General features: G+C 66.5%; 9 protein-coding genes. 4 read left to right on the top strand and 5 right to left on the bottom strand.

The genetic code is table 11. The features are described 5' to 3' along the window. Positions 1-126: 126 nt before the first annotated feature. Together SSKA14_RS08945 and SSKA14_RS08940 are read right to left on the bottom strand one after the other, a co-directional pair. Positions 127-474 (bottom strand): ribonuclease E inhibitor RraB, encoded by a 348-nt coding sequence (locus SSKA14_RS08945; protein WP_008267600.1) that lies wholly within the window; start codon positions 472-474, stop codon positions 127-129. A gap of 22 nt (positions 475-496) precedes the next feature. After that, positions 497-2,104 (bottom strand): transglycosylase SLT domain-containing protein, encoded by a 1,608-nt coding sequence (locus tag SSKA14_RS08940; RefSeq protein WP_008268347.1) that lies wholly within the window; start codon positions 2,102-2,104, stop codon positions 497-499. A gap of 123 nt (positions 2,105-2,227) precedes the next feature. On the opposite strand from SSKA14_RS08940, the gene SSKA14_RS08935 reads away from it, so the two are divergent. Both SSKA14_RS08935 and greB read left to right on the top strand, forming a co-directional pair. Next, a complete protein-coding gene (locus SSKA14_RS08935) occupies positions 2,228-3,733 on the top strand; it encodes a helicase HerA-like domain-containing protein (protein ID WP_008265229.1) in 1,506 nt (501 codons plus the stop codon). A gap of 79 nt (positions 3,734-3,812) precedes the next feature. Beyond that, a complete protein-coding gene (gene greB / locus SSKA14_RS08930; RefSeq protein WP_008265494.1) occupies positions 3,813-4,319 on the top strand; it encodes a transcription elongation factor GreB in 507 nt (168 codons plus the stop codon). Between the two features lie 114 nt (positions 4,320-4,433). Here greB and SSKA14_RS08925 read toward each other — a convergent pair whose 3' ends face one another. Next, positions 4,434-5,264: a DUF3025 domain-containing protein gene (locus SSKA14_RS08925; protein WP_008264867.1), complete on the bottom strand. Its 831-nt coding sequence runs from the start codon at positions 5,262-5,264 to the stop codon at positions 4,434-4,436. Further along, a complete protein-coding gene (gene rimO, locus SSKA14_RS08920; RefSeq protein ID WP_040007362.1) occupies positions 5,261-6,619 on the bottom strand; it encodes a 30S ribosomal protein S12 methylthiotransferase RimO in 1,359 nt (452 codons plus the stop codon). The genes SSKA14_RS08925 and rimO overlap by 4 nt, the downstream gene beginning before the upstream one ends. On the opposite strand from rimO, the gene SSKA14_RS08915 reads away from it, so the two are divergent. Beyond that, on the top strand, positions 6,549-8,288 hold the full coding sequence (locus SSKA14_RS08915; RefSeq protein WP_040007361.1) for a recombinase family protein: 1,740 nt from the start codon (positions 6,549-6,551) through the stop codon (positions 8,286-8,288). The genes rimO and SSKA14_RS08915 overlap by 71 nt on opposite strands. A gap of 64 nt (positions 8,289-8,352) precedes the next feature. Further along, the gene (locus tag SSKA14_RS08910) at positions 8,353-8,673 is read left to right on the top strand and encodes a hypothetical protein (RefSeq protein ID WP_040007360.1); all 321 of its coding nucleotides are present in this window, start codon (positions 8,353-8,355) and stop codon (positions 8,671-8,673) included. Here the strand turns inward: SSKA14_RS08910 and SSKA14_RS08905 are convergent, their stop codons facing one another. After that, entirely contained in the window at positions 8,674-22,356 is a 13,683-nt protein-coding gene (locus SSKA14_RS08905; RefSeq protein WP_008267244.1) for a PLxRFG domain-containing protein, read from the bottom strand. Position 22,357 lies beyond the last annotated feature (1 nt).

Below are 22,357 nucleotides of genomic sequence, written 5' to 3'. Positions count from 1 at the left end.
TTGAAGACAAGTCCCGCAACCAACCCCAAACCGTGTTGGAGTTCCTGAGGCCGGCTGCCTCCGCGGTCCAAAACATGCCCGTAGGCCTTGAAGATATTTGACCACGCACCACTACCGGTACACGCGTTACTGCAGGGCCGGGGCCGGGCCGACGTCCATGCCGTCGTAGTCTTCCACGCCCTTTTCCGTGGCCAGGGCCGCGAATTCCTGGTTGCGGCGGTCCAGCGAGGCTTCGTCGTGGATCTCCACGCGCTCCACGTGCAGCACATGGAACGGCGCGTCGCCTTCTTCCGGCTCCTGCTCGAACAGTTCGACGAAGGTGTAGCCCTGCGCCTGCAGGTGGTCGGCCAGGGCCTGCAGCGGCTCGGCGGTCGAGTGAACGAAGAAGTACCCCCACAGCAACGGGCCGTTGATGTCCCAGTCGGTGTTCTCGCGGAGGTTGGCGAACAGGTTGCGGGTGTCTTCGAGGTCCATGCGGGTTCCAGGGGTGGGGGGATTACTTGTCGCAGCCCTGCAGCTTCAGCGTCTGGCCGTGGCGCAGGCTGTAGGCCGGGGCTTTTAGGCCATTGGCGCGGGCCAGGGTCGGCACGTCGCACTGGAACTTCGCCGCGATGGCGCCCAGGGTCTCGCCCTTGCCCACCTTGTGGCTGCGCACCGGCTTTGCCCGGGCGGGCGCCGGGCGCGGGGTCGCCACCGCCGCCACGGGTGTCGTCGGCACGCTGGTCGAGGCTGCGGCATCGGCCACCGGCACCACACCGCCCACCGCCACGCTGCCGGTGTAGCTGGCCGCGGTCGGGCGCTTGATCGCCGCGTTCAGGTCGGCGGTGATGAGGGTGCGGGCCAGGTCCGCGCGTGGGCCACTGACGCAGTTGCGCTGGTACAGGCCGGCGATGCGAGTGGTGGCGTTGATCAGCGTGCCGGCCGGAATCCAGCCATCGGCCTCATAGCGCGGGTTGAGGTTGCGCAGCGCGCGCATGTAGCCATCACGGGTACCGTGGCTGCCCAGGCAGATGGTCAGTTCGTAGATGGTGGTGGACTTGGCCAGGCGCAGCGTGGCCGGCTGCGCGCTGATCTTCGGGAACTCCACGCCGTACTGCTGCGGGTGCAGGAAGATCCAGGCCGCGGCGATCACCATCGGCACATAGTCCTTGGTCTCGCCCGGGAACTGGTTGTAGACGCTGTCGGTCCAGAAGCTCTGGCCAGCGCTCTGCTTGAACACCCGCGCGGCGCGGCCTTCGCCACCGTTATAGGCGGCCACCGACATTTCCACGTTGTTGTTGAGTTCGCGCAGGCGCTCGTTGAGGTAACTGGCGCTGGCTTCGGCGGCGCTGCGCGCGTCGAAACGCGTGTCGAAACCGGTGCCGTCCGGGCCCAGGCCGAAGCGGCGGCCGGTGGCCGGCATGAACTGCATCAGGCCAGCGGCACCCGCACGCGAGGAGGCATGCACGCGGCCATTGGATTCCTTGGCCATGATGCCGAACAGCAGCGCCTCGGGCAGCCCGCGCTTTTCCCACTCCGGCCACATTACCGCGCGCAGGTTCTGGTAGTTCTCATAGCTGGTCAGCAGCGCCGGGCGCATGTCGGTCAGCCAGCGGCGGATGCCGGCCTGCACCGCCGGGTTGTACTCGACCATCGTGTCGAAGGCGTGCCGCTTGTCGTTCAGCAGTGCGGCGGCGCGGGCCGCCTCGGGTACGTCTGCGGTGAGCGGACCGATATGGTCGGGATCGGCTTCCAGGCGGTCGCCGCCCTCATCGGCCACGTCATCGCTGGCCGCCGCATCGGCGTCATGCTTGAGCAGGCGCTTGTAGCTGGCCAGCAGGGTGCCCATCTGGCAGCCCTTCTGCTTCACGCAGTCGTTGAGGACATCTTCCATGTCCTCCAGCGCGGCATCAGCCTCGTTGCTGCCCTTGGGGTCGGCATTGGCGACCAGCAGCAGGGCGTCGCTGTAGCGCTTCTCGGCGGCCGTCATGCGCTGCTGCAGCGCATCGACCTTCACCTTGTCCCGGGCCGAAACCCGTTGCGCATGGGCGTCGGGCGCCAGGGAAACCAGGCCGGCCAGGGCCAGCAGCGGCCAACCGCGGGAAATCAGGACAGGAACGGGCATTGATGGCACTGTGTGCGAAACAGGCAGGCAGAGTAGCGGCGCCGCCAAGGTCGGGGCAAGCCGGACCTTCGGACCGTCACCCCTGCCCGTTAACATTGGGCTATTCACTACAAGGGCTGGACCATGGATCCGATTCTGCTCGGCAAAGGCATTACCGACGATATTGCCGTCACCCTGCTGCCGAAACTCGGCAACCGCCACGGCCTGGTGGCCGGCGCCACCGGCACCGGCAAGACGGTGACCCTGATGACCCTGGCCGAAGGCTTCTCGCGGCTGGGCGTGCCGGTGTTCCTGGCCGATGTGAAGGGCGATGTGTCCGGCCTGGCCGTACCCGGCACCGGTGCCGAGAACCTGCTGCAGCGTGCCGCCGAAATCGGCGTGGCCGACTATGCCCCGGCCGCCAGCCCGACCATTTTCTGGGATCTCTACGGCAAGCTCGGCCATCCGGTACGCACCACCGTCAGCGAAATGGGCCCGACCCTGCTGTCGCGCATCCTTGAGCTGAACGACACCCAGGCCGGCGTGCTCGACATCGTGTTCAAGCTGGCCGACGACCGTGGCCTGCTGCTGCTGGACATGGACGACCTGCGTGCCCTGCTCGGCCTGGTGGCCGAGGAGCGCAAGGACATTTCCACCGAGTACGGGCTGGTCAGCGCACAGTCGATCGCCGCGATCCAGCGCTCGGTGCTGCGCTTGGCCCAGGATGGCGGCGAGCACTTCTTCGGCGAACCGGCGCTGGAGCTGGCCGACATCATGCGGGTCAATCACGACGGCCGCGGCATGATCGGCATCCTCGCCGCCGACCAGCTGGTGCTCAAGCCCAAGCTGTATTCCACGTTCCTGCTGTGGCTGTTGTCGGAACTGTTCGAGCAGCTGCCGGAAGTGGGCGACCTGGACAAGCCGAAGCTGGTCTTCATCTTCGACGAGGCGCACCTGCTGTTCGACGATGCGCCGCCGTCGCTGGTGCAGCGCATCGAGCAGGTCGTGCGCCTGATCCGTTCCAAGGGCGTGGGCGTGTATTTCTGCTCGCAGTTCCCCGACGACGTGCCGGGCAACATCCTCGGCCAGCTCGGCAACCGGGTGCAGCACGCGTTGCGTGCGTTCACCCCGCGCGACCAGAAGGCGGTGAAGACTGCCGCCGAGACCTTCGTGCCGAACCCCAAACTGGACGTGGCCAAGGTGCTCAGCCAGCTCGGCACCGGTGAAGCGCTGGTGTCCACACTGCAGGACAAGGGCATACCGATGCCGGTGCAGCAGACGATGATCGCGCCGCCGCGCTGCAGGATGGGGCCGATCACCGACGCCGAACGCGGCCAGGTGCGCGCCGGCAGCCCGGTCGGCAGCCGCTACGACACCGCGATCAACCGTGAATCGGCGGCGGAGCTGCTGGCGCAGCGCGCGCAGAAGGCGACCGAACAGGCGCAGGCCCCTGCCGCACGCAGCCGCGAGCAGGACGAGGCGCAGGAAGGAGGCTTCGGCCAGTCGATCAAGGACGCGATCTTCGGCACCAAGCGCCGCCAGGGCATGATCGAGACCATGGCCAAGCAGACCACGCGCACCGTCGGCACCAAGCTGGGCAACCAGATCGTGCGTGGCATCCTGGGCGGCATCTTCGGCGGCAAGCGCTGAGGACCACCTGCTGTTTCCGCGCGTCGCGCCAGGCCTGGTGCGACGCGCCCGTTCCCCATCGCAAGAGAAGTCGTACTGCATGTCCCGTTGGCGTCCCCCCGCAGAAAAGAGCACCGCTCTGATCACCGCCGCCGGCCACGCCCGGCTGAAGGCCGAACTGGACGAGCTATGGCGGGTGCGACGGCCGGAGGTGGTCAAGGCACTGGCCGCGGCCGCTGCAGAAGGCGACCGCTCGGAAAACGCCGAGTACACCTACCGCAAGAAGCAGCTGGGCGAGATCGACCGCCGCGTGCGCTACCTGACCAAGCGGCTGGAAGCGCTGCGCGTGGTCGACACCACGCCGACCGATCCGCAGGCGGTGTTCTTCGGTGCCTGGGTGGACCTGGAGAACGTCGACAGCGGCGACACCAGCCGCTACCGCATCGTCGGCCCGGACGAGACCGACGCCGGCCTGGGCTGGATCAGCATCGATTCGCCGCTGGCGCGGGCGCTGCTGAAGAAGCGGCTGGATGACGAATTTTCAGTGGAGCTGCCCGGCGGGCAGTTCACCTTCGCGGTGATCGGCGTGGAGTACGCACCGTTGTAGAGTCGAGCCATGCTCGACTGCGTTGCCGTTGTAGAGTCGAGCTTGCTCGACTACACCTGCAGCCAGTCGAGCAAGCTCGACGCTACGCAACGGGGCAGTCGAGCGAGCTCGACTCTACTGGGCCGCGTGCAACGGCGGCGGGTACGCGCGGCCGGCGCGCAGCGGACGGAAGTAGTCGGTGTCGGCGTAGAAGGCGGCATCCTGCCTTTCATGCCAGCCGGGAATGCCCGCCAACGGCAGCGGCCGCAGCTGCGCTGGATCGGTGATCGCCCCGCCCTCAACGATGGCCGCGGCCACCGCTGCGACGCAGGCGTCATCATTGTCGTCACCCTGCACCACCACGCACTTGCCCACCAGCAATCGCCCCGGCAGCAGTGCCTGTTCCATCAGCGCATGGCCGAATACCGCAGCGATGGCGACGTCACCGCTGTGCCAGCGCGTCGGCTCGAACAACGCAGGCCAGTCATGCCCATCCCATGCCGCGAGCAACGCGTCATCGCACACACGCACGATCACGCCGGTTTCATCGAACTGGGTCAGTGCTGCCTGCGCGCGGTTGCGCTGGCCCGGCGGCATCGCCTCGACATGCCGGCATTGCTGCGCGTTGAGTGCCTGCTTGAGCTGCGGGAGACGGGCCCACACCAGTGCATTGAACAGGTCATGCCAGTTGTCGGCGCGGGTGGCGATGCGTCCCTGCGCGATACGCACCTCGTAGTGCAGACCGTCGGCCAGCAGCGCAGCGTCCTGCTCGACCAGGCGCTTGCCGGGCAATCCCAGCCGCGTATCAAGCGCAGCGATGGACGGCCATGCAGTGCCGTCCAGCAGGTCACGAAAATCCTGCAGCCCGCCAAACAGCGGATGCCTGAATGCCTGCGGATCGACCGCCGCACGTGGCGGCGGCACGAAGCGCCGGGGGCCGCCGTTGTCACCGGCGGCGGCGGTCACAGCATCTTGAGATCGAACGCCGGGCGGGTGGCGGCCGCCAGCGCGTCACCGTACAGGTCGTGCTCGTCGCTCTCGGTGATCTCCACATCGACGAACTCGCCCACGCGCAGCGGCACCTGGTCGGCGTTCTGGATGTGCACCAGGCCGTCGATTTCCGGCGCATCGGCCTTGGAACGGGCCACGGCGATGTCGCCTTCGATGGCATCGACCAGGCACTGCTGCACCGTGCCGATCTTGGCTTCCAGGCGCGCGGCGGAAATCTGCGCCTGCTTCTCCATGAAGCGTGCCAGGCGTTCCTGCTTCACTTCCTCCGGCACGGCGTCGGGCAGATCGTTGGCAGTGGCGCCTTCGACCGGCGAGTAGGCAAACGCGCCGACACGATCCAGCTGCGCTTCGTCGAGGAACGACAGCAGCTCTTCGAACTCGGCCTCGGTCTCGCCCGGGAAGCCGACGATGAAGGTCGAACGCACGGTGATGTCCGGCGCGATGCGGCGCCAGTTCTGCACGCGCTCCAGGGTCTTCTCGACCGCGCCCGGACGCTTCATCAGGCGCAGGATGCGCGGGCTGGCGTGCTGGAACGGAATGTCCAGGTACGGCAGGATCCGGTTTTCCGCCATCAGCGGCACCACCTCGTCCACGTGCGGGTACGGGTAGACGTAGTGCATGCGCACCCAGGCATCCAGCTCGGACAGGCCTTCGCACAGCTCCTTCAGACGGGTCTGGTAGGCCTTGTCGCGCCACATCTTCTCGGCGTACTTCACGTCCACGCCGTAGGCCGAGGTGTCCTGCGACACCACCAGCAGTTCACGCACGCCGCCACGCACCAGGCGCTCGGCTTCGCGCAGCACTTCGTCGACCGGGCGCGAGACCAGCTTGCCGCGCATCGACGGGATGATGCAGAAGCTGCACTTGTGGTTGCAGCCCTCGGAAATCTTCAGGTACGCATAGTGGCGCGGGGTCAGCTTGATGCCGTAGTCGGGCACCAGGTCCACGAACGGATCGTGCTTGGGCGGCAGCGCTTCGTGCACCGCTTCCATCACGCTCTGGTAGTCCTGCGGGCCGGACACCGCCAGCACGTTCGGGTACGCCTCGCGGATCTGTTCCGGACGCTTGCCCAGGCAGCCGGTGACGATGACCTTGCCGTTCTGGTTCATCGCCTCGCCGATCGCGTCCAGCGACTCGGTCACTGCCGAATCGATGAAGCCGCACGTATTGACCACCACCACGTCGGCCGAATCATAGGACGGGACGATGTCGTAGCCCTCCGAGCGGAGCTGGGTAAGGATGCGCTCGGAATCGACGAGGGCCTTCGGGCACCCTAAAGAAATAAACCCTATACTCCTGCGATCCGACACTGCGACACCTGGCTCTATGGCTACAAAGGCGAGAGTTTACAGCTACTTGCGCTTCAGTGATCCCAAGCAGGCGGCCGGCAGCAGTGCCGACCGCCAGCTCGAGTACGCTCGCCGCTGGGCCTCCGAGCACGGAATGACCCTGGATTCGGCCCTTTCCATGCAGGACGAGGGCCTTTCCGCCTACCACCAGCGCCACGTGAAAAAGGGTGCCCTCGGGGTGTTCCTGGCGGCCATAGATGAGGGACGGATCCCCTCCGGGTCGGTGCTGATCGTGGAGGGCCTGGACCGCCTCAGCCGCGCCGAGCCCATTCAGGCGCAGGCCCAGTTGGCGCAGATCATCAACGCAGGCATCACCGTGGTGACCGCAAGTGACGGCCGCGAGTACAACAGGGCCGGGCTCAAGGCCCAGCCCATGGATCTCGTCTACAGCCTGCTGGTGATGATCCGGGCCCACGAAGAGTCCGACACCAAGAGCAAACGCGTGCGCGCCGCGATTCACCGGCAATGCCAGGGCTGGATCGCCGGCACTTGGCGCGGGGTTATCCGGAACGGGCGTGACCCCCACTGGCTGGAACTGACCAAGCCCGGCGAGTTCAAGCTGGTGCCGGAGCGAGCCGAGGCTGTCCGGCTGGCCGTCCGCATGTTCCGCGAGGGCAATGGCGCGGTCACCATCATGCGCGCCCTCGAGGAGCAGGGACTGCAGATCACCAACGGAGGCAACCCCGCCGGCCAGCTCTACAAGATCGTCCGCAATCGGGCGCTGGTGGGTGAGAAGGTGCTCGAGGTGGAAGGCCAGGAGTACCGGCTGCCGGGCTACTACCCGCCCCTGCTGACGGCAGAAGAGTTTGCCGACCTGCAGCACGTCGCCGGCCAGCGCATCCGCCGCAAGGGTACCAGCGAGATCCCCAGCCTGATCGCCGGCATGCGTGTCACCTACTGCGGATACTGCGGCTCGGCCATGGTTGCGCAGAACCTGATGAATCGCGGTCGCCGGGCGGATGGCCAGCCGCAGCACGGGCACCGCCGCATGATCTGCGTCGGCAACTCCCAGGGCTCGGGCTGCGCGGTTTCCGGGAGCTGCAGCGTGGTACCGATCGAGCACGCGCTTATGACTTTCTGCGCCGACCAGATGAACCTGACCCGGCTCCACGAGGGGGGCAATCGGGAGGCCAGCATCAGTGGCCAGCTCGCTGTGGCCCGCGCGGCCGTCGCCGACACCACCGCCAAGATCGAAAAAGTAACCGATGCCCTGCTTTCGGCGGCCGCCGGCCAGGCCCCGGCTGCTTTCATGCGCCGTGCCCGCGAGCTGGAAGAGACGCTGGCCGGACAGCAGGCCGAGGTGGACGCGCTCGAGCACGAGCTGTCCAGCGCTGCCGCCACGCCGCCGCCGGCGCTGGCGCAGGCCTGGGCCGATCTGGTGGAGGGTGTGCGTGCGCTCGACTATGACGCCCGTATCAAGGCTCGCCAGATGGTCGCAGATACATTCGAGCGAATCGCCATCTACCATCGCGGGATAGAGCCCGTCCAAACCCGGTCATGGAAGGGAACCATCGATCTGGTGCTGGTGGCCAAGCGCGGCAGCACGCGGGTGCTACACGTTGACCGGCAGACCGGCGAATGGCGGGCTGGCGAGGAGCTGACCACTGAGGCGCTGCCAGCGCCGCTGTAGCGGAACGATTCGACACGCCGGCCGCACCCGGCGATCATTCGCTCCTGACATCAGGAGGATCGTCATGTTCCGCATCATCGCCGCGCTCGCCCTGGCTCTGGCTGCCACCGCTGCCGCTGCCGAAGAACCAAACCCATATGCGCGCTACGCGCAGCCGCAGTGCGCTGCCGGCTTCAAGCCGGTCGGCAAGTCGTGCTTCAAGGTGTGCCCCGACGGCCAGCACGCGCCGGCGGCGAATGTGGATCGCTGTGAAAAAGACGTGCCGCAGTTCGTGAAGCGCGGCTTCTTCGGCGGGTGCCCGACGGGCTACGTCGGGCATCCTGCCGACCCCAGGCAATGCACCCTCCCGATCATTGCCGAGAGGATGCTCCGCCCCAGGCGCTGACTACTCGGCGAAGCGCGCCTCCTCCCGCGCCTTGTCAGCGATCTTCGGGTTCAGCACAACGCCACCCTCAGCTCGGGAGCTGTAACGCATGCGGGCCTGCAGCGAGTCGCGAATGGTGGACGTGTTGATCGCCAGCTCCGGCTGAGCCTCGTTGAACGAGCGGATCTTGCCCAACACCTTCGTGACCGTATCGGCGTCACCCGCCCGCCACGCCATCGCGTAGGCATTCAGCAGCGATGAGCGGCGGTCAAGCAGGCGCTTTTCGTAGTTCTTGGCCGCGTTGATGCCTTCGTACCGCTCGTTGAGGCTCGCAGGCGAGAATCCCGCGAGCTGCAACAGCGAACCGCCTACCCCAAGATCCTCGATCACAGGGTCGCCGCGCAGGGTGTTGACGCCCTGAGTGGTGTAGCGGACCGACTTCATGCCGTCCTTGACCGCCTTGGGCATCATCGTCTCGACGCCGCGCCAGGTGTGCCCCTCTTGGACCTGTGCCAGGCCGCGCAGCGTGTTGACCAGCATCCCGCCGAACAACGGGCCACCGGCCTGCTCGAGCAGATAGTCGGCCATTTCCTTGCCTTCCAGCTCGCGGTTGGGCTCGCGGAACCACAGATCGTTGAGGCTCACGCGGCTGCCGATGCTGGCCGAGGTGAAGTAGTCGACCGGCCCCTTTGCCAAGATTCTGGCCGCATCCGCGCCCAGCAGATCGGCAAGGAAGTTGCGGAACGCCACCTCCGAATCGAACGGCTCGTCGTCGTCATCGCCGAACGCCGACGCCGCGGCATCAGCCAGTCCGAACATCACCGAGGTCAGCGGCATGCCCATCAGGCCAGCGAACAGGCCAGTCATGCCGAGCACCCCACCCAGCTTCGTGCGCGCCTCGCGGCGGACCTCCGGTGCCTGGCCCTTGATCGACTGGTACAGGTTTCTCCACAGGAACCACGTCATGTTCAGGCTGTACTGCCGGAACAGCAGCAGCACCTTAGCTGCGTTGCTCTGCATGAAGCGCGCGCGATTGGCGTTGCTGTAGTCGAAGTGACTCTCCGTCACCACATCACCGGCGTACTTCACCGCCTCGTTGAACGTCTGGCCACCTTGGCGCGCAAGGCGGAAGGCCGCCAACGCGGTTGCCTCTCGGTTCACTACCTCCGCCTTGTGGAACAACCAGGAGATCACCTGCATGCCCTTGCGCACCGCAGGGTTAAAGGCGCGGGTGTCCGTTTCCGACAGGCCAGCCAGGTTGTGCGCCTGGGACTTGTCGATCGCGCCCGACGTGCGCCAGACGTGGTACGCCGCACGTTCTTCCGCATTGAGGTTGCCGGTGATGTCGCCCGTCGCGGTGCGCAGCGCAAGGCCCATCCCGGACGACAGGGCCGAGAACGCCTTGCCGACCCCGAAGCGGGCGGCCAGCACCGGGAAGGTAACGATGGCCGTCTGCGACAGGTTGACCAGCGCGGCCGCCGGCGTGGTGCCCAGGTACCAGGCGAAGCCCAGCGAAGTCAGCCCGCTGACCGTCTTGGAGTCCTTGGGGTTCATCACCCACTCGTGCCGCTTGTTCATTTCGCTATAGAGCGCCGCCCCCTTGGCCGCGCGCTCCGGATCGCTCTCGGTCAACCGGTCAACGGCTGCCTTCATGTCCATCAAATCGGCGTCCAGCTCGTGGGCATGGCGAAGCCGCGCGACCTGGAAGCTACCGTGGAAGAGGTTTGACGAGAACGACCGCAGGGCGTCTGCGCTGTAGCCGGCCGTGCCCTTGCGGTGGATCTGGTGCTTTCGCACCGACAGCTCCGGCAACGTGCGCAGGTAGAGCTGGTACACGTCGTCGCGTGTGCTCTCGTCAATGCCGGCGTTGGCCAGCAGCTCCTGCAGGTCGGCCATGAAGCCGCCGCTGGCACCGGCCAGGCTGCGGGCCTCATCGAGCTTGCGGCCCGCCTTCTTCACGGTGAAGCCGCGCGCGGGCAGCTCCCGCTGTGCCTCCCGCCACTGCTCGACCTTCTCATACATCAGGAAGGCAGGCTCGCCAGCAGCGTCCGTGGCGGAGATCCAGAACTGACCGAAGCGCTGCAGCGGGAAGTAGGGACCATTCAAACGCGCCGACTCGAACTGCTGTCGGATCTGGCTCACCATCGTCGCCTTGGACTTCCGGTCGGCCTGCAGTGCTTCGATGCGGTCGATCAGGGCCTGCTCCATCTGTTCCGATTGGCGGACGTAGGCCTGCTTGGCGGTGCGGTAGAGCTGCTGGCCGGCGGCCGGCAGCGCCAGGAAGCGCCGGACCAACTCGGGGTAGACCGCCTTTCGAGCCTGCTCCTGTGCGAGCAAGTCATCCAGTGCCTGCAGCTCGGCCTCCAGGCGGCCCACAGCCTCCGACGATCGCGCCTGGCGCATGTCCTCTGCCACCGAGGCCTTACGGCGCTCGATGCTGGCAGGGGTGACGATCTCGTCGGGACCGCGGCGGGTGGCGCCGGTACGCAACGGCACATAGTCCTGGGACGGGTCGACACCCTCGATCGTGGTGTCGTGCATCAGGTTCGCGGTCGCATCAGCCCCGGCGCGGTCCTTGCGCTGGAACTTCTCCCAGGAATCCGCGATCCCTGCGGCCTCCTCCTGCATGATGTTGCGGTCGGTAGCCATCTGCTGCACTCGGTCCGCGTAGGCCGCGACCTGCTGCAGATGCAAGTCGCTGCCCAGCTCGGCCAGATGCCGCAAGGTCAGCGCACCGAGCCAGGCCGGCCGAGTGTTCTCGCGGAGATTCTCGGGCTTCAGCCCCCTGAACATCGCTTTCAGCTTGTCCGCCACACGGCTCGACGGTCCACCCAACGCGGCGTCCACGGCCGCAACAGTGGCCTCCGGATCGGGCTTCGAATAGCGCATGTCGGCGTTACGCGAATTGAACGCGCCGGTGTTGGCCGTGGCCGACTTCACCTGACCAGGCTCGAACGCGATCCACTGCCCGATTTCAGCAAGGTGGATACCGTCATGCCCCTCAGCCTTGAGGGCCGAGCGAAGCGCCTTCGCCTCTTCGAAGGAATCGACAGCGAGGAACTGATCGAGGGTCATGGGCTTGGGATTCTGCAGCGACAGGTAGGCGTCGATCACGCGCTCATCGGCGGGAACACCGTCTGCGGCCTTCTCGGCGTACCGCTTCGCCTTCGCCTTGCTCTCATCGAAGAAGAAGCCCAGTGGCGCCGTCATGTGCCCGGTAGAACGGCCCAGCCTTGCCGGATCGAACGACCAGAACTCCTCGCCGGTACCGTGGTACACGACCTTCGGATCGCCGCTGGCATCGGCCACCTGCGACCGACCGAACCACTCCCTGAATTCGGGGCTGCGGACCTGATCGGGTCTTGACATAACCCAACCGGGGCGATCCACGGAATTGACCGCATCCCGCAACTGCGATAGGGTCAGCGCCGTGAGCCCCGTTGTGGGCCGTGACGCGCCTTGGATGTGACCGGGTTCGCGCACGGCTTCTGCGGGGCTTACGTTTTCCAGAACATCCGATTGCTGCAGGTCGTAGGCGAACTTCCCGTTGCGCTGCTCCTGCACCACCACGCGGGCCACACGCAGGTCGTCGCCGATCCGGACCGGTGCGTAGAAGTCGTGATAGGCCACCACCGAATCGCCAGACGGGTTCACCGCAGACGTGTCCGCGTTCGGGCGTGACCGTCCCAGTACCGCCGCCTTCGTGATCTGCGGCAGCGCCGGCACCAGCAGCAGCTTCTCGGGTCGGAAACTCACCAGCTCATTGATCGAACGACGGGTGAGGCCGATGTCCCAGCCCTTGTCGTCGTTGTGCATCACCGTGCCGGCATCGCGCATGCGCACCAGGTAGTCGCGAGCCACGCGACGGGCCTCCTTCGGCGGCAGGTCCGGCGATATGTCGCCCACCGTGACATCGACTACCGGAATGGACTGGTTGAGGTCGCCGGCAGTGCGGGAGAAGGCCAGGCCAGCACCTGCACTGCTCGCGCGCGGACGCGCTCCGCCTCGGACATATCGCGACGCCGCGACCAGGTGCTGCCTCAGCTCCGCTTCGCTCAACTGCAGCGTGAACCCGAGCTGCCGCAGGAAGTTGCGCACCGCCGTGACGGCTCGATCGATCACGCTGTTGCGAACGCCCTTTTCGGCCATAACGGCCACGGCCTCGCGGATACCGATTTCCCGATTCGCGCCCCGGTAGCGGCGGTCGATCTCAGCAAACAGGGCGGCGTGCTTTCCTCCGGCCCGCATGCGGTCAATCGTCCGCGCAATGTCCGCCCACGTGCGGTCGCCGGTGATGGCTTCGATACCAAAATGCCCCACCGCCTCATGCGACAGCACCTGCAGAGCGCGCTGCGGGCTGCTCAGATTGTTGGCCACCAGATAGACGGTCCCGGTCGAGTCGTCGTAGAACCCCTCCGCGCTCACGTGCTCGGGATCGCTCTTTGCCCGTGCTGGCAGATCGGCATGGCTTTCCAGCACCACCACCGCCGGCGCCTCGCTGCCCCACTTCGCAGTCACCGTGCCGATCGCCTTCTTGGCCTGGGCTGCCGAAATGCCGCGGTGGGCGACCTCAGCCGGCCGTGACAGCTTCACGGCCTCAGCCGGTGCCGCCTTCTTGTCCACCAGCACCGGGGATTCGAAGGTGCGCGGCTCGTACAGCGGCATGCCCTGGCCGTCGGTCGCCTCCGCGTACGGAATGGCCACCTCGCCGCGTGCGTCGCGGCCAACCACGAACCAGCCGTCAGCGGTCCACCGGTGGCCGGTCACCTCGAACGTCTTGCCGTTCCAAACCACCTCGGTCTCGACGGGAGCGCCGCTGCGGAGCCATGCCGGCGGTGGAACCGGATTGGCCTGAATGTCGCGCTCAAGCTCCACAAGCGCCTTCTCGGCCGCCTTGAGCTGGTCGCCCATGTGGAAGGGCTCCGTCGTGGCTTTGCGCAACCGCTCCGCCGTCGCGCGATCCTCGGCGATGCCTTCGGCCAGCTCCCGCACTTCTACCGGGTAGCGGCGCAGCGCTGCCTCCAGGCTCGCCACGGTGGGCTGGTTCGACGTGATCTCGACGCCGTGCACATCCAGCACCAGGTGCGGCACCTCCGCGTAGCGGTCCCACATGGCCTTCACCGGGAACTCGCCGAAGGTGGCCACTCGCTCCGGGCCATCACCAACACGCATGTTGGCCGAGATCCACTTCCCGATCGCCTCGCTCGCTTCCTTCCGGTCGGCATGGGCCCTGCCGTCAACGTCCATGGAGAAGCCCTTGCCGGCATTCATCGCCACCAAGGTGTCCACGGCGTCAACCGCGCCGGCCTTTTCGATCTTCGAAAGCACCACCTCATTGCGGTCCGCACGGTTACTGATCGAGCGAATCTTGGATTGCGAATCAGCGATGCCGCGGCTGTGCAGGCGCTCCCTCGACTGCAGGCCTTCGATCTTCTTGCGGAGCTTTTCCCGGATCAGGATGCGCGGATCGCCAGCCGCCTCCGCAAAGGTCTGCAGGATGTCGCTCTGCTCCTCCGCTGCCGCCTCTCCCTCGATTACTCGCTCATCGCCCTTGGAGCGCAGGAACGCCTTGATGAAGCGATCCTTCACCGCGAGCACCTGCCAGCGGCGGCCATCGAGTCGGTCCGTCAGGTAGCGGTACTCGAGCACCGTGTTCCACTGGTTGCCCTGTCGATGACCGCGCCCGTTGCGCTGCTCGAGGTCGCCGGGCATCCACGGTGCGTCCAGATGGTGCATGGCCCGCAGATTGCGCTGCATGTTGACGCCGACACCCAGCGATGCGGTGCTGCCAATGACCACACGGATTTCCGACCGGTTCATGCGGTCGGCAACTTCCTTGCGCTTTTCCTTGCTGGTCGACCCATCCACCAGGGCAATCTGGTCGCGCGGGATGCCCTGCTCGACCAGACGAGCCACCACGTCCTGGATCGTGGAGAACACCTTGTAGCGCTGGTCCATGCGCGCTCCCACCGGGCCCACCTTGCGGGTGGCGGTGGTCGAGATCCCCAGCTCGGTGAAGATGACCTGATTCGCCTCCGGATGGCTGCGGTAGAGGTCCGCGACGTTACGCACGAGGCGGCTGGCCTTGCTGTTCGGGTCATCCTCCGCGCGGCCCTCTTGGCCGGCCAACTTCTCGCCGTCCAGCAGGCGAACATCCAGGCTTGCCTTGTTCGCCAGCCCTTCGGTGATGATGGGCGACTCGGGCAAGCCGGCGAGCATGGCCTCCTTTCGGGCCTTGCTGGTCATGCCCCGCCAGGAGCGGGCATACCCTTGGATGCGCTCGAAGGCAGCCTTTTGCGGCGCCGTCAGGTCTGCCGTCTCAACAACCACCTTCTTGTACGGCCGATCCTTGGCCCCTTCTGTGCGGCCGTTCAGCAGCTCAGCGCTCTCGGCCTCGGTCAACGTCTTGTCGCCCAGCCGCTTGCCAGAGGCCGTGCGGCGCGGCCGCATTTCCGGCATGTCATCGGCGAACACCACGTCCATGTACTGCCCGACCATCCGGCGCAGTTCGGGCACGTTGATGAAGGCGGCCAGGCGGGTGACCGCCTCGTATTCGGCAGCCGCGTTCAGCTCGACATCCTGCACTTCGCGCGCAAACGATCCGAACCAGCCGTCCCATTGGTCGACGCCGGCCGCCTCCATCTCCTCCGCCATCACGTACCGCATCTGGTGGAACACCTCGGTCATGGTGTTCGTGACCGGGGTGCCCGTGAACAGGTGCACGTTGTTGCCGTTGTTGTTGGTGCGGACGTAGCGCGTGAGGAAGTTCAGTCCAATCGACTGCGCTGAGGATTGGGTCTGCAAGCCCTTCATGCGCATCTTGGTAGTGAACGGCGGCTTCTTGAACTCGTGGGCCTCATCCACCAGCACCATGTCGATCCCCAGTTCCTCGAACGGGATGGCGCCAGGCCGCGACGCACGGTCGGCTTGGATCTGGATCGAGTTCAGGATGCGATTGCGGATCTTCACCAGCTCCTTTGCCGTCGGCGAGCGCAGCTTTTTCAGCTCATCCTCGTCCGCCAGCATTTCGGGCGTGAGCTTCGTTCCATCATCGCTGGCGGCCTCGTGCGCGGCCTCCTCGAGCTGGGCGATCTCTTCCGCTGCCAATCCCATCAGCGTGTCCTTCCGGAACGTCAGGCGATCCATCAGGGAATGAGGCAGCACCACGGCATCCCAATCGTCGTTGGCGATCTGGCGCAGCTTCACATCGACGGTCGCCGGCGACAGGTTGTCCACATAGAGAACCTTCGCAGCCGGGTACATCATCTGGATCTCAGCAGCCACGCTGGCGCTGTTGGCGTTGTGCGCCAGCAGCAAGGGCTTCTTGGCAATGCCGTAGCGCCGCGATTCAACGGCAATACCGCCCATGGTGAACGTCTTGCCGGTACCCACCTCATGGGCGTTGATGGACTTGCGCATCACCAGGCCTCGCCAGATGGCGTTCCGCTGGTGGTCGCGGAGGTCGAACGGGCCGCTGCCCAACGACAGCGCCATACCTTCGAAGCTCAGGAAGGAACCGTCGAACTTGGGCGTTGCGTAGGCGTTGCGGACCTCGTTGTACTCGCGTTCCACCGCCACCTTGCGTTCGGCGTCACTCCACAACCATTCGGCGAAGCGACCGCGGATGTTGGCGATCTTCTCCGTCACCTCCTTCGTTGCGTCGACATCCACACCTCCGCCGTCCCTGGCAGGGCGATGCAGCGTGATGGTCTGATTCGAGATCGCCGCGTTCATCAGGCGCTGGAACGGCACCTTGTCGGTTCCGAAGTTGGTCCGGGCTTCCGCCCTCCCCTTCATTGAATCGGGAATTCGGACCCGCCAGCGGCCGGCCGAGAAGGACACTTCAACACCCTGTGCACTCTCGGTACCGAGCATGTGCGCGATGTAGTCGCGGTAGGCATCTACCGGCACCCAGGTGGCGCCGAGCTGCGTCTCGATCTTGTAATAGGGAATGTCGGCAGGCACTACTTCCTTCAGCGCGTCCACGTTGCGCTGAATGTGCCCCATGCCCTCCGCTACGGCTGCCTGCGCCTGCCGCAGCTTCTCGCGGACATTACCCGACAGGTAGATGTCCGAAGGCACGATGTCGCCGCCAGGGAGCTCGAACACGGCGCCCTGCTGGATCAGCTCGGCCTTGACCTCGGCCTCGGGGCGGCTGGCGATCTCGGCGATTTCGGCGGCGCTGGGGTTGATCGACCGATTGCGGGCCAGCACAAAGGCATCCGCCACGCTGGGGTTCTCAATGCGGCGAGCGCCACGCGTGGTGCTTTCCGTCAGGATCCGGGCGGGCCGGAAGCCCTGCGTCCGACTATCCGGAACCTCGAGTGCCGCCAGCGCCGGGTAGAACGGATCGTCCACCTTCCGCAGGTACTGCAGCCCGTAGCTCGCTCCAAGCCGGCCATGCTCCTGCACGAAGCCATCGTAGAGGGCTCGAAGGGCCGTGCGCGCCTGCTCTGCGTCGGTACCGGCCCGTTCCGCCTCGATCAGGGCCGCATACTGCTGCCGCATATCGATCAGGCTCGAGAGCTGGCGCTCGCGCGCGGCCGTCTTGGCCGGATCCTTGACGGCGTAGGCAATCACCTCGCTGGCCGGCGCCAGGTGCTCGCCGCGCACGATGAAGAATCCCTTTTCCGTCTTGGTCAGGGCGTTCTCGCGATCGGCCGTGTGATTGGTGATGTAGCTGACCTGCGCCGGGCGGGCATCCTTCTGGTACGCCCCCTTCGGCACGAGGCGGGCAATACGCTGCAACTCGGCGCCCATGTCGGCCGGCCGGCGTACCAGCATCCCTGGCCGAGCACTGTTGGCGCCCTGCCCGTGGTCGATCTGCCCCACTACATGGTCAGGATTGGCATGGAAGTATTCGTTGACCAGCACCGGCTCGCCGGCCGGGGTCATCAGCTCCTTCGACTCGATCCATCCGGCATCCATCGCCTGCGCCAACGGCACGTCGCGCTTGCGCAGAATCAGGATGTCCGTGACCACCTGCGTGCCGGCATATTCCTCGAACGCTCCGGACGGAAGGCGGAATGCGGCCAACAGCTCGCCCTTTTTCGCCAGCTCTGCGCGGACGCCGAACCCCTTCTTGTCCATGGTGCCGGCGGACGTGATGCCCACTACCAGACCACCCGGACGGGTTTGGTCAAGGGCCTTCAAGAAGAAGTAGTCGTGCAGATGCGGGTTCAGGCGCTGGTACCGCCGGTCCGCAATCACGGTGTTCTCGAATGGCCAGTTCCCGATCACCAGGTCGTAGAAGTTGTCGGGGGTCTTCGACTCCTGGTACGGCATCACCCGCACGTTGGCGCCTGGGTACAGCAGTTTGGCCATGCCGCCGGTGGTCTGGTCCAGCTCAATGCCGGCGAGCTGGCTGCGCCGCTGCAGTGCCTGCGGCATCAGCCCGAAGAAGTTGCCGATGCCCATTGCCGGCTCGAGCACGCGGCCGCCTTGGAAGCCCATGGTCTTCACCATGTCCCACATGGCGGCGACCGTCGGCGGGTCCGTGTAGTGAGCATTCGTGATCGAGCGCTGCGCGCTCTCCCATGCTTCACGGCCAAGGTTCTCCCTCAGCCACGCGTCGCGCTGCTCCCATCCGGCCTTCGGACGGGGCCGCTCCCACGTGCCTTGGAACAGTTCCTGGCCGAAGGAGCCCCAGCCGGTGTAGCCAGCAAGGACAGCCTGCTCCTCAATCGTGGGCTCTCGCCCCACGGCAGACAGCTCATTGAACAGCTCGATCGCGGCCTGGCTCTTTTTGAAGCGAGCCACCGGACCGCCACCAGCGATTGCGGTCGGATCCGCGATGTGGAAGTTCCCCGGCCCAGGATTGGCCGGACTGACCTCCGTCGGCGACTTCGCTACGCCGCGGCGCTGGGATCCAGCATCAGGTTGTTCCGCTCGGCCTGTTCGCGCGCGTCGGTCACCGGAAGCCCGGCTGCCATCAGCTCGTCCTGCTCCGTCCACATTCTCTGCTGCAGCACGTACGCCAGTGCGTCGGCCATCCCCTCGCGCTGCAGGCTCGCCAGCAGTGCCGGGTTGGTTTCCTTCCACGTTGCCAGAATCCGCCGATGCAGCTCCTGGTTGTGCATCACGTCCTCGTCGGCCTGCAGGCGCTTGTGCTCCTGCTTGATCTGCCGCACCCAGTTCGGGTCCAGTCGGTTGCTCATCAGCATTCCCCTGCTCGGTGTACTCGGTCTGTGCCGCAGCAGCGGCGATTGCGTCCACGTCGGCCGATTCAACGGCGGCCGCACTGTCCATTCCTTCGAAATCGGTTGCGCGCGGGTCAAACCTGACTCCCATGTACCAGCTTTTCAGGTATGGACGCACGCCCTCGCCAAGGTCGGCCAGCATCGCCTGGGCGTACGCCGCAAAGGTTCTGGCGCCCTTCTCGATATGGTACCCGGCCAGCGTGATGCCCGCCTGCAGGATCTCAGGATCGATCCCGGAGTTGAGCTGGCTCAGCTTGGAACGAAGAGTCGCACGCGCCCTCTCGGCCGCATCTTCCGTGAAAATGGTGTTCGCGCTTGCCTCGGGAGCGCGCGGGGCCCTCTTGGCCTTCTTCTCCGGCTTGCCCGTCGGCGCGGCGTCACCACCGGGCTTCACCGCAACCCGACCGGGAACGATGCGAATTGCACCGTTCTCGAGGCGGACCTGCAGCGTGCCCTGCTCGTTGTCGATCTCCATCACCTCCGCAGCCAGGGTCTCATCGCCGGAGCGGAACTTCACGGTGTCACCGGCGCCGATGCCCTCCTCTGCGATGGCCTCGAGGTTCTCCGCGAACTCCTGGTCGATCTTGCGATGGATTTCCGTGCGCGCGGCGCCATCGCCCTTGCTGGTCGGCTGGGCACCCCGGCCCTCGTTGCCGGCCGTCGGCGTTTGGCTCTTGATCGCGATGTCCGGGGCGTCCTTCAGCACCCCCACATAGCCGCCGAAGTGCTTGCGCACCTCATAGTCCGCCGGATCCAGCCCACGCCGCTTGATCTCGCGCTCCACCACCTCGGGCTTGGAAAAGCCCTCTTCCTTCGTGTTGCGGGCTCCACGGCGGGTGATCGTTTTCGCACCCGCGTTGTAGGTGGCCACCTGCTCATCGCTGGCGATGTTGTCCCGGTGCAGGCGCGTTACGCCCTGCTTGGTCATACGGGGCTTTCCGCTGGCGTCGTACGTCGGCAGCAGTACGCGGGAACCTTCCAGATCCTTCTTGCGCACCTTGAAGGCTTCGCCGTGGACGTTGCGCACGGTGGTCAGCTCGGACGCCTTTGCGCCCATGACTCGATCCACTTCGCGGGTGTCGATCGCGGCGCGTCCAGGTGCCGCTTGTTGAACCTGCTGGGCAGCAGCGGGCACGGTCGTCTTGCTCGGATCCTTCACCCAGCGGCGGAACTCCTCCTGCGACATCTGCGTGATACCGCCCAGGCCACCCCAGCCCGGCTCGTAGTTGCGCAGATAGGTCTGTCGGGCGTCCGCTTCCGACGGCGCCCCCATGACCACCTTGTGTTCATCGAAGGAGCCATCCTTGTTCACTTGGTCCACCACGAAAACGGGCAGGCTCTCGTCCTCTGCCCGGTCCGTCATGAACACGTCCACGTGGTCCTTGTCGGCGCCCTTGGAACCCTTGAAATACCCGTAGTGGTCCTGCAGCGGCGGCCACTCGGGGCGGCGGCTGGTGCCGGCCGGATTCTCGATCGACACATCCAGGCCAGCCACACGCGCATGGCCCTTCTTGTAGTTGCCGGCCTCCTTCTGCGCCTCGGTCGGCTCGGGACGCGCGTTCGCCGGGCTCGTCGCAGCCTCTGCTGCGGCGGCCTGGACGACCGACGGAGCGGTCAGGGGCTCAGTCGCCGCCCGCTCAACTGCCGCGGTGGCGGGGGCGCTGCGGGGGCTTTCTGCGCCAGAAACAGGCTGCGGAACAGCGACACCTTCGACTGGAACCCCGCCAGCGTCCACAGCGCCGCGCGCCAGGTCGCCTCGTCCGGCTTCGGATCGTCCGGCAGCTCGTGCATTGGTCTTCGCCTCTTCGTTCAGGGCACGGCGATCAGCGAACACATCGCTCACCACCTGCTGGGCCTCGGACGCATCAACACCCATGGCGCGCGCCAGCGTGCTCACGGCCGGCATGCGTCCATTCGTCTCCATCTGCCGATGCAGGAAGGAGCGCATTTCATCAGCACCCGGCCGCTGCAGCACTTCCCCGGTGGCCGGATCCACGCCGCGCGGCGCGGACGGCAAGCGGCGCGCGGTGCTCTCGATCAATTCGCCCTGGCGGGGAGCAACGGGCTCGCCCTGCAATGCGGCCGTCATCGCCTGCACGTCGGCGGCAGCCTGCGTTGCGCCATTGTTCACGGCAACATTCACTGCCCGCGACAGCGGGCCATTCGAGGCGTCCGGTACCGGGCTTCCATCCGGCAGCGTCGGAGTGGCCACCGGCGCGGCCGCAGGGTGCTGAGCGCGCGCCTGATTTACATCCGGCGTCAGGCCGATGTTCTGCCGCTCCTGAGCAAACGCCGCATCAGCCGCGTCGCGCGCATACGCCTGGGCCGCAGTGACCGCCTGCCCCTCGGGGTCGACGGTGACCGCCTCAGGTGGCGGTAGCGCCAGCGGAGCTTGCTGCGGAACGCTGGACTGTTCCTCCGGCGCGTTCTGCGGCAGCCTGCGGCGGAAGCCTGACGCGGCGCCCGGCACGCTGCCGCCCAGCGCACCGGCGGCGACGTTCTCGAGATAGTCGTCGTAGGCCTCCGCACCAGTCAGCGCCTGCCGCGCGCCAGCGCGCTCCATCACCGCCTGCACGCCCTCGGTGGCACCTTCGGTGATCGCCCCCTCCACTGCCCCCGTCAGCATGCGACGCCCCATCTGCGGGCTCGCCGAGGCGCCTCGGAACAGTCGGCCCGCGATCAGGCCCTCGGCCGCAGAGTCCACCAGACCGGCCGGAACGCCCCAGGCGATCGCGCGCGCGGCGTCACCGCTGGTCAAAGCCTCGCCGGCCTCTGCGGCATCGTCCGCTCGGCCGGTGTACGCGATGCCAACTTCCTGCCCAACATTCAACCCGGTGTTGGCGAGGGCGCCCCCGCCGAGCTGCGCGAGGCGCTTCTTCGCCAGTTGCGAGCCCGCCAGCTCCGCCGCCTCGAGGCCGACGCCCTTGGCCAACTGCTGTTCCACAAGATTGCGCACTTCTGCGTTGATGAGCTTCTTGGCGCCGGTCTTGGCGACCAGACCGCCCACCGCGCCGACCACCGCGCCGGGCGCAGCACCAACACCGCCTGCAGGAGCGCCGGCAGCACCACCTGCAGCAGCGCCGGCCGCAGAGACGGCCAGGCTTTGAAGCGCCTGGCCACCGAAGTTGCCCAGGGTGTCGCCGGCCCATTCGCCGAAGGAGGCATCGCCCGATACCGACCCCTTGAACGACGAGTTGTTCTGCAGCGGCTCAACTTCCTCACGCTGCACGCGCTGGTAGTTCTCCAATCCCCAGTCTCGCAGCCCATCGGCACCAACCAACCCGCCGGTGGCTGCGGCCGCGCCGTACAGGAGGCTTTTCGTCTCCGGCAGGCTCCGCTTGAAGCCACGCCATGCTGCCTCGCCAAACCCAGCGGCCTTGGGCTCGGCCGCCGGCGCTCCGCTCAGCCGACGAGGCGGGGCAAACTCCGCATACGGATTGCTCGAGCCGGCCTCTGGTGCCGCATGTTGAACGTACTGCTCGTAAGGGTTCTTGTCCTGCGACATC

It is taken from the genome of Stenotrophomonas sp. SKA14, assembly GCF_000158575.1.
Lineage (GTDB): Bacteria > Pseudomonadota > Gammaproteobacteria > Xanthomonadales > Xanthomonadaceae > Stenotrophomonas > Stenotrophomonas forensis.
Note: the sequence above shows the minus strand (reverse complement) of the source record. Positions and strands in the feature narration are given on the sequence as shown.

Coding starts and splice junctions, on each gene's coding strand:
- SSKA14_RS08935 (WP_008265229.1), top strand. CDS start 2,228: ATGGATCCGATTCTGCTCGGCAAAGGCATTACCGACGATATTGCCGTC.
- SSKA14_RS08915 (WP_040007361.1), top strand. CDS start 6,549: ATGCGCTCGGAATCGACGAGGGCCTTCGGGCACCCTAAAGAAATAAAC.
- SSKA14_RS08910 (WP_040007360.1), top strand. CDS start 8,353: ATGTTCCGCATCATCGCCGCGCTCGCCCTGGCTCTGGCTGCCACCGCT.
- SSKA14_RS08940 (WP_008268347.1), bottom strand. CDS start 2,104: ATGCCCGTTCCTGTCCTGATTTCCCGCGGTTGGCCGCTGCTGGCCCTG.
- SSKA14_RS08945 (WP_008267600.1), bottom strand. CDS start 474: ATGGACCTCGAAGACACCCGCAACCTGTTCGCCAACCTCCGCGAGAAC.
- greB (WP_008265494.1), top strand. CDS start 3,813: ATGTCCCGTTGGCGTCCCCCCGCAGAAAAGAGCACCGCTCTGATCACC.
- SSKA14_RS08905 (WP_008267244.1), bottom strand. CDS start 22,356: ATGTCGCAGGACAAGAACCCTTACGAGCAGTACGTTCAACATGCGGCA.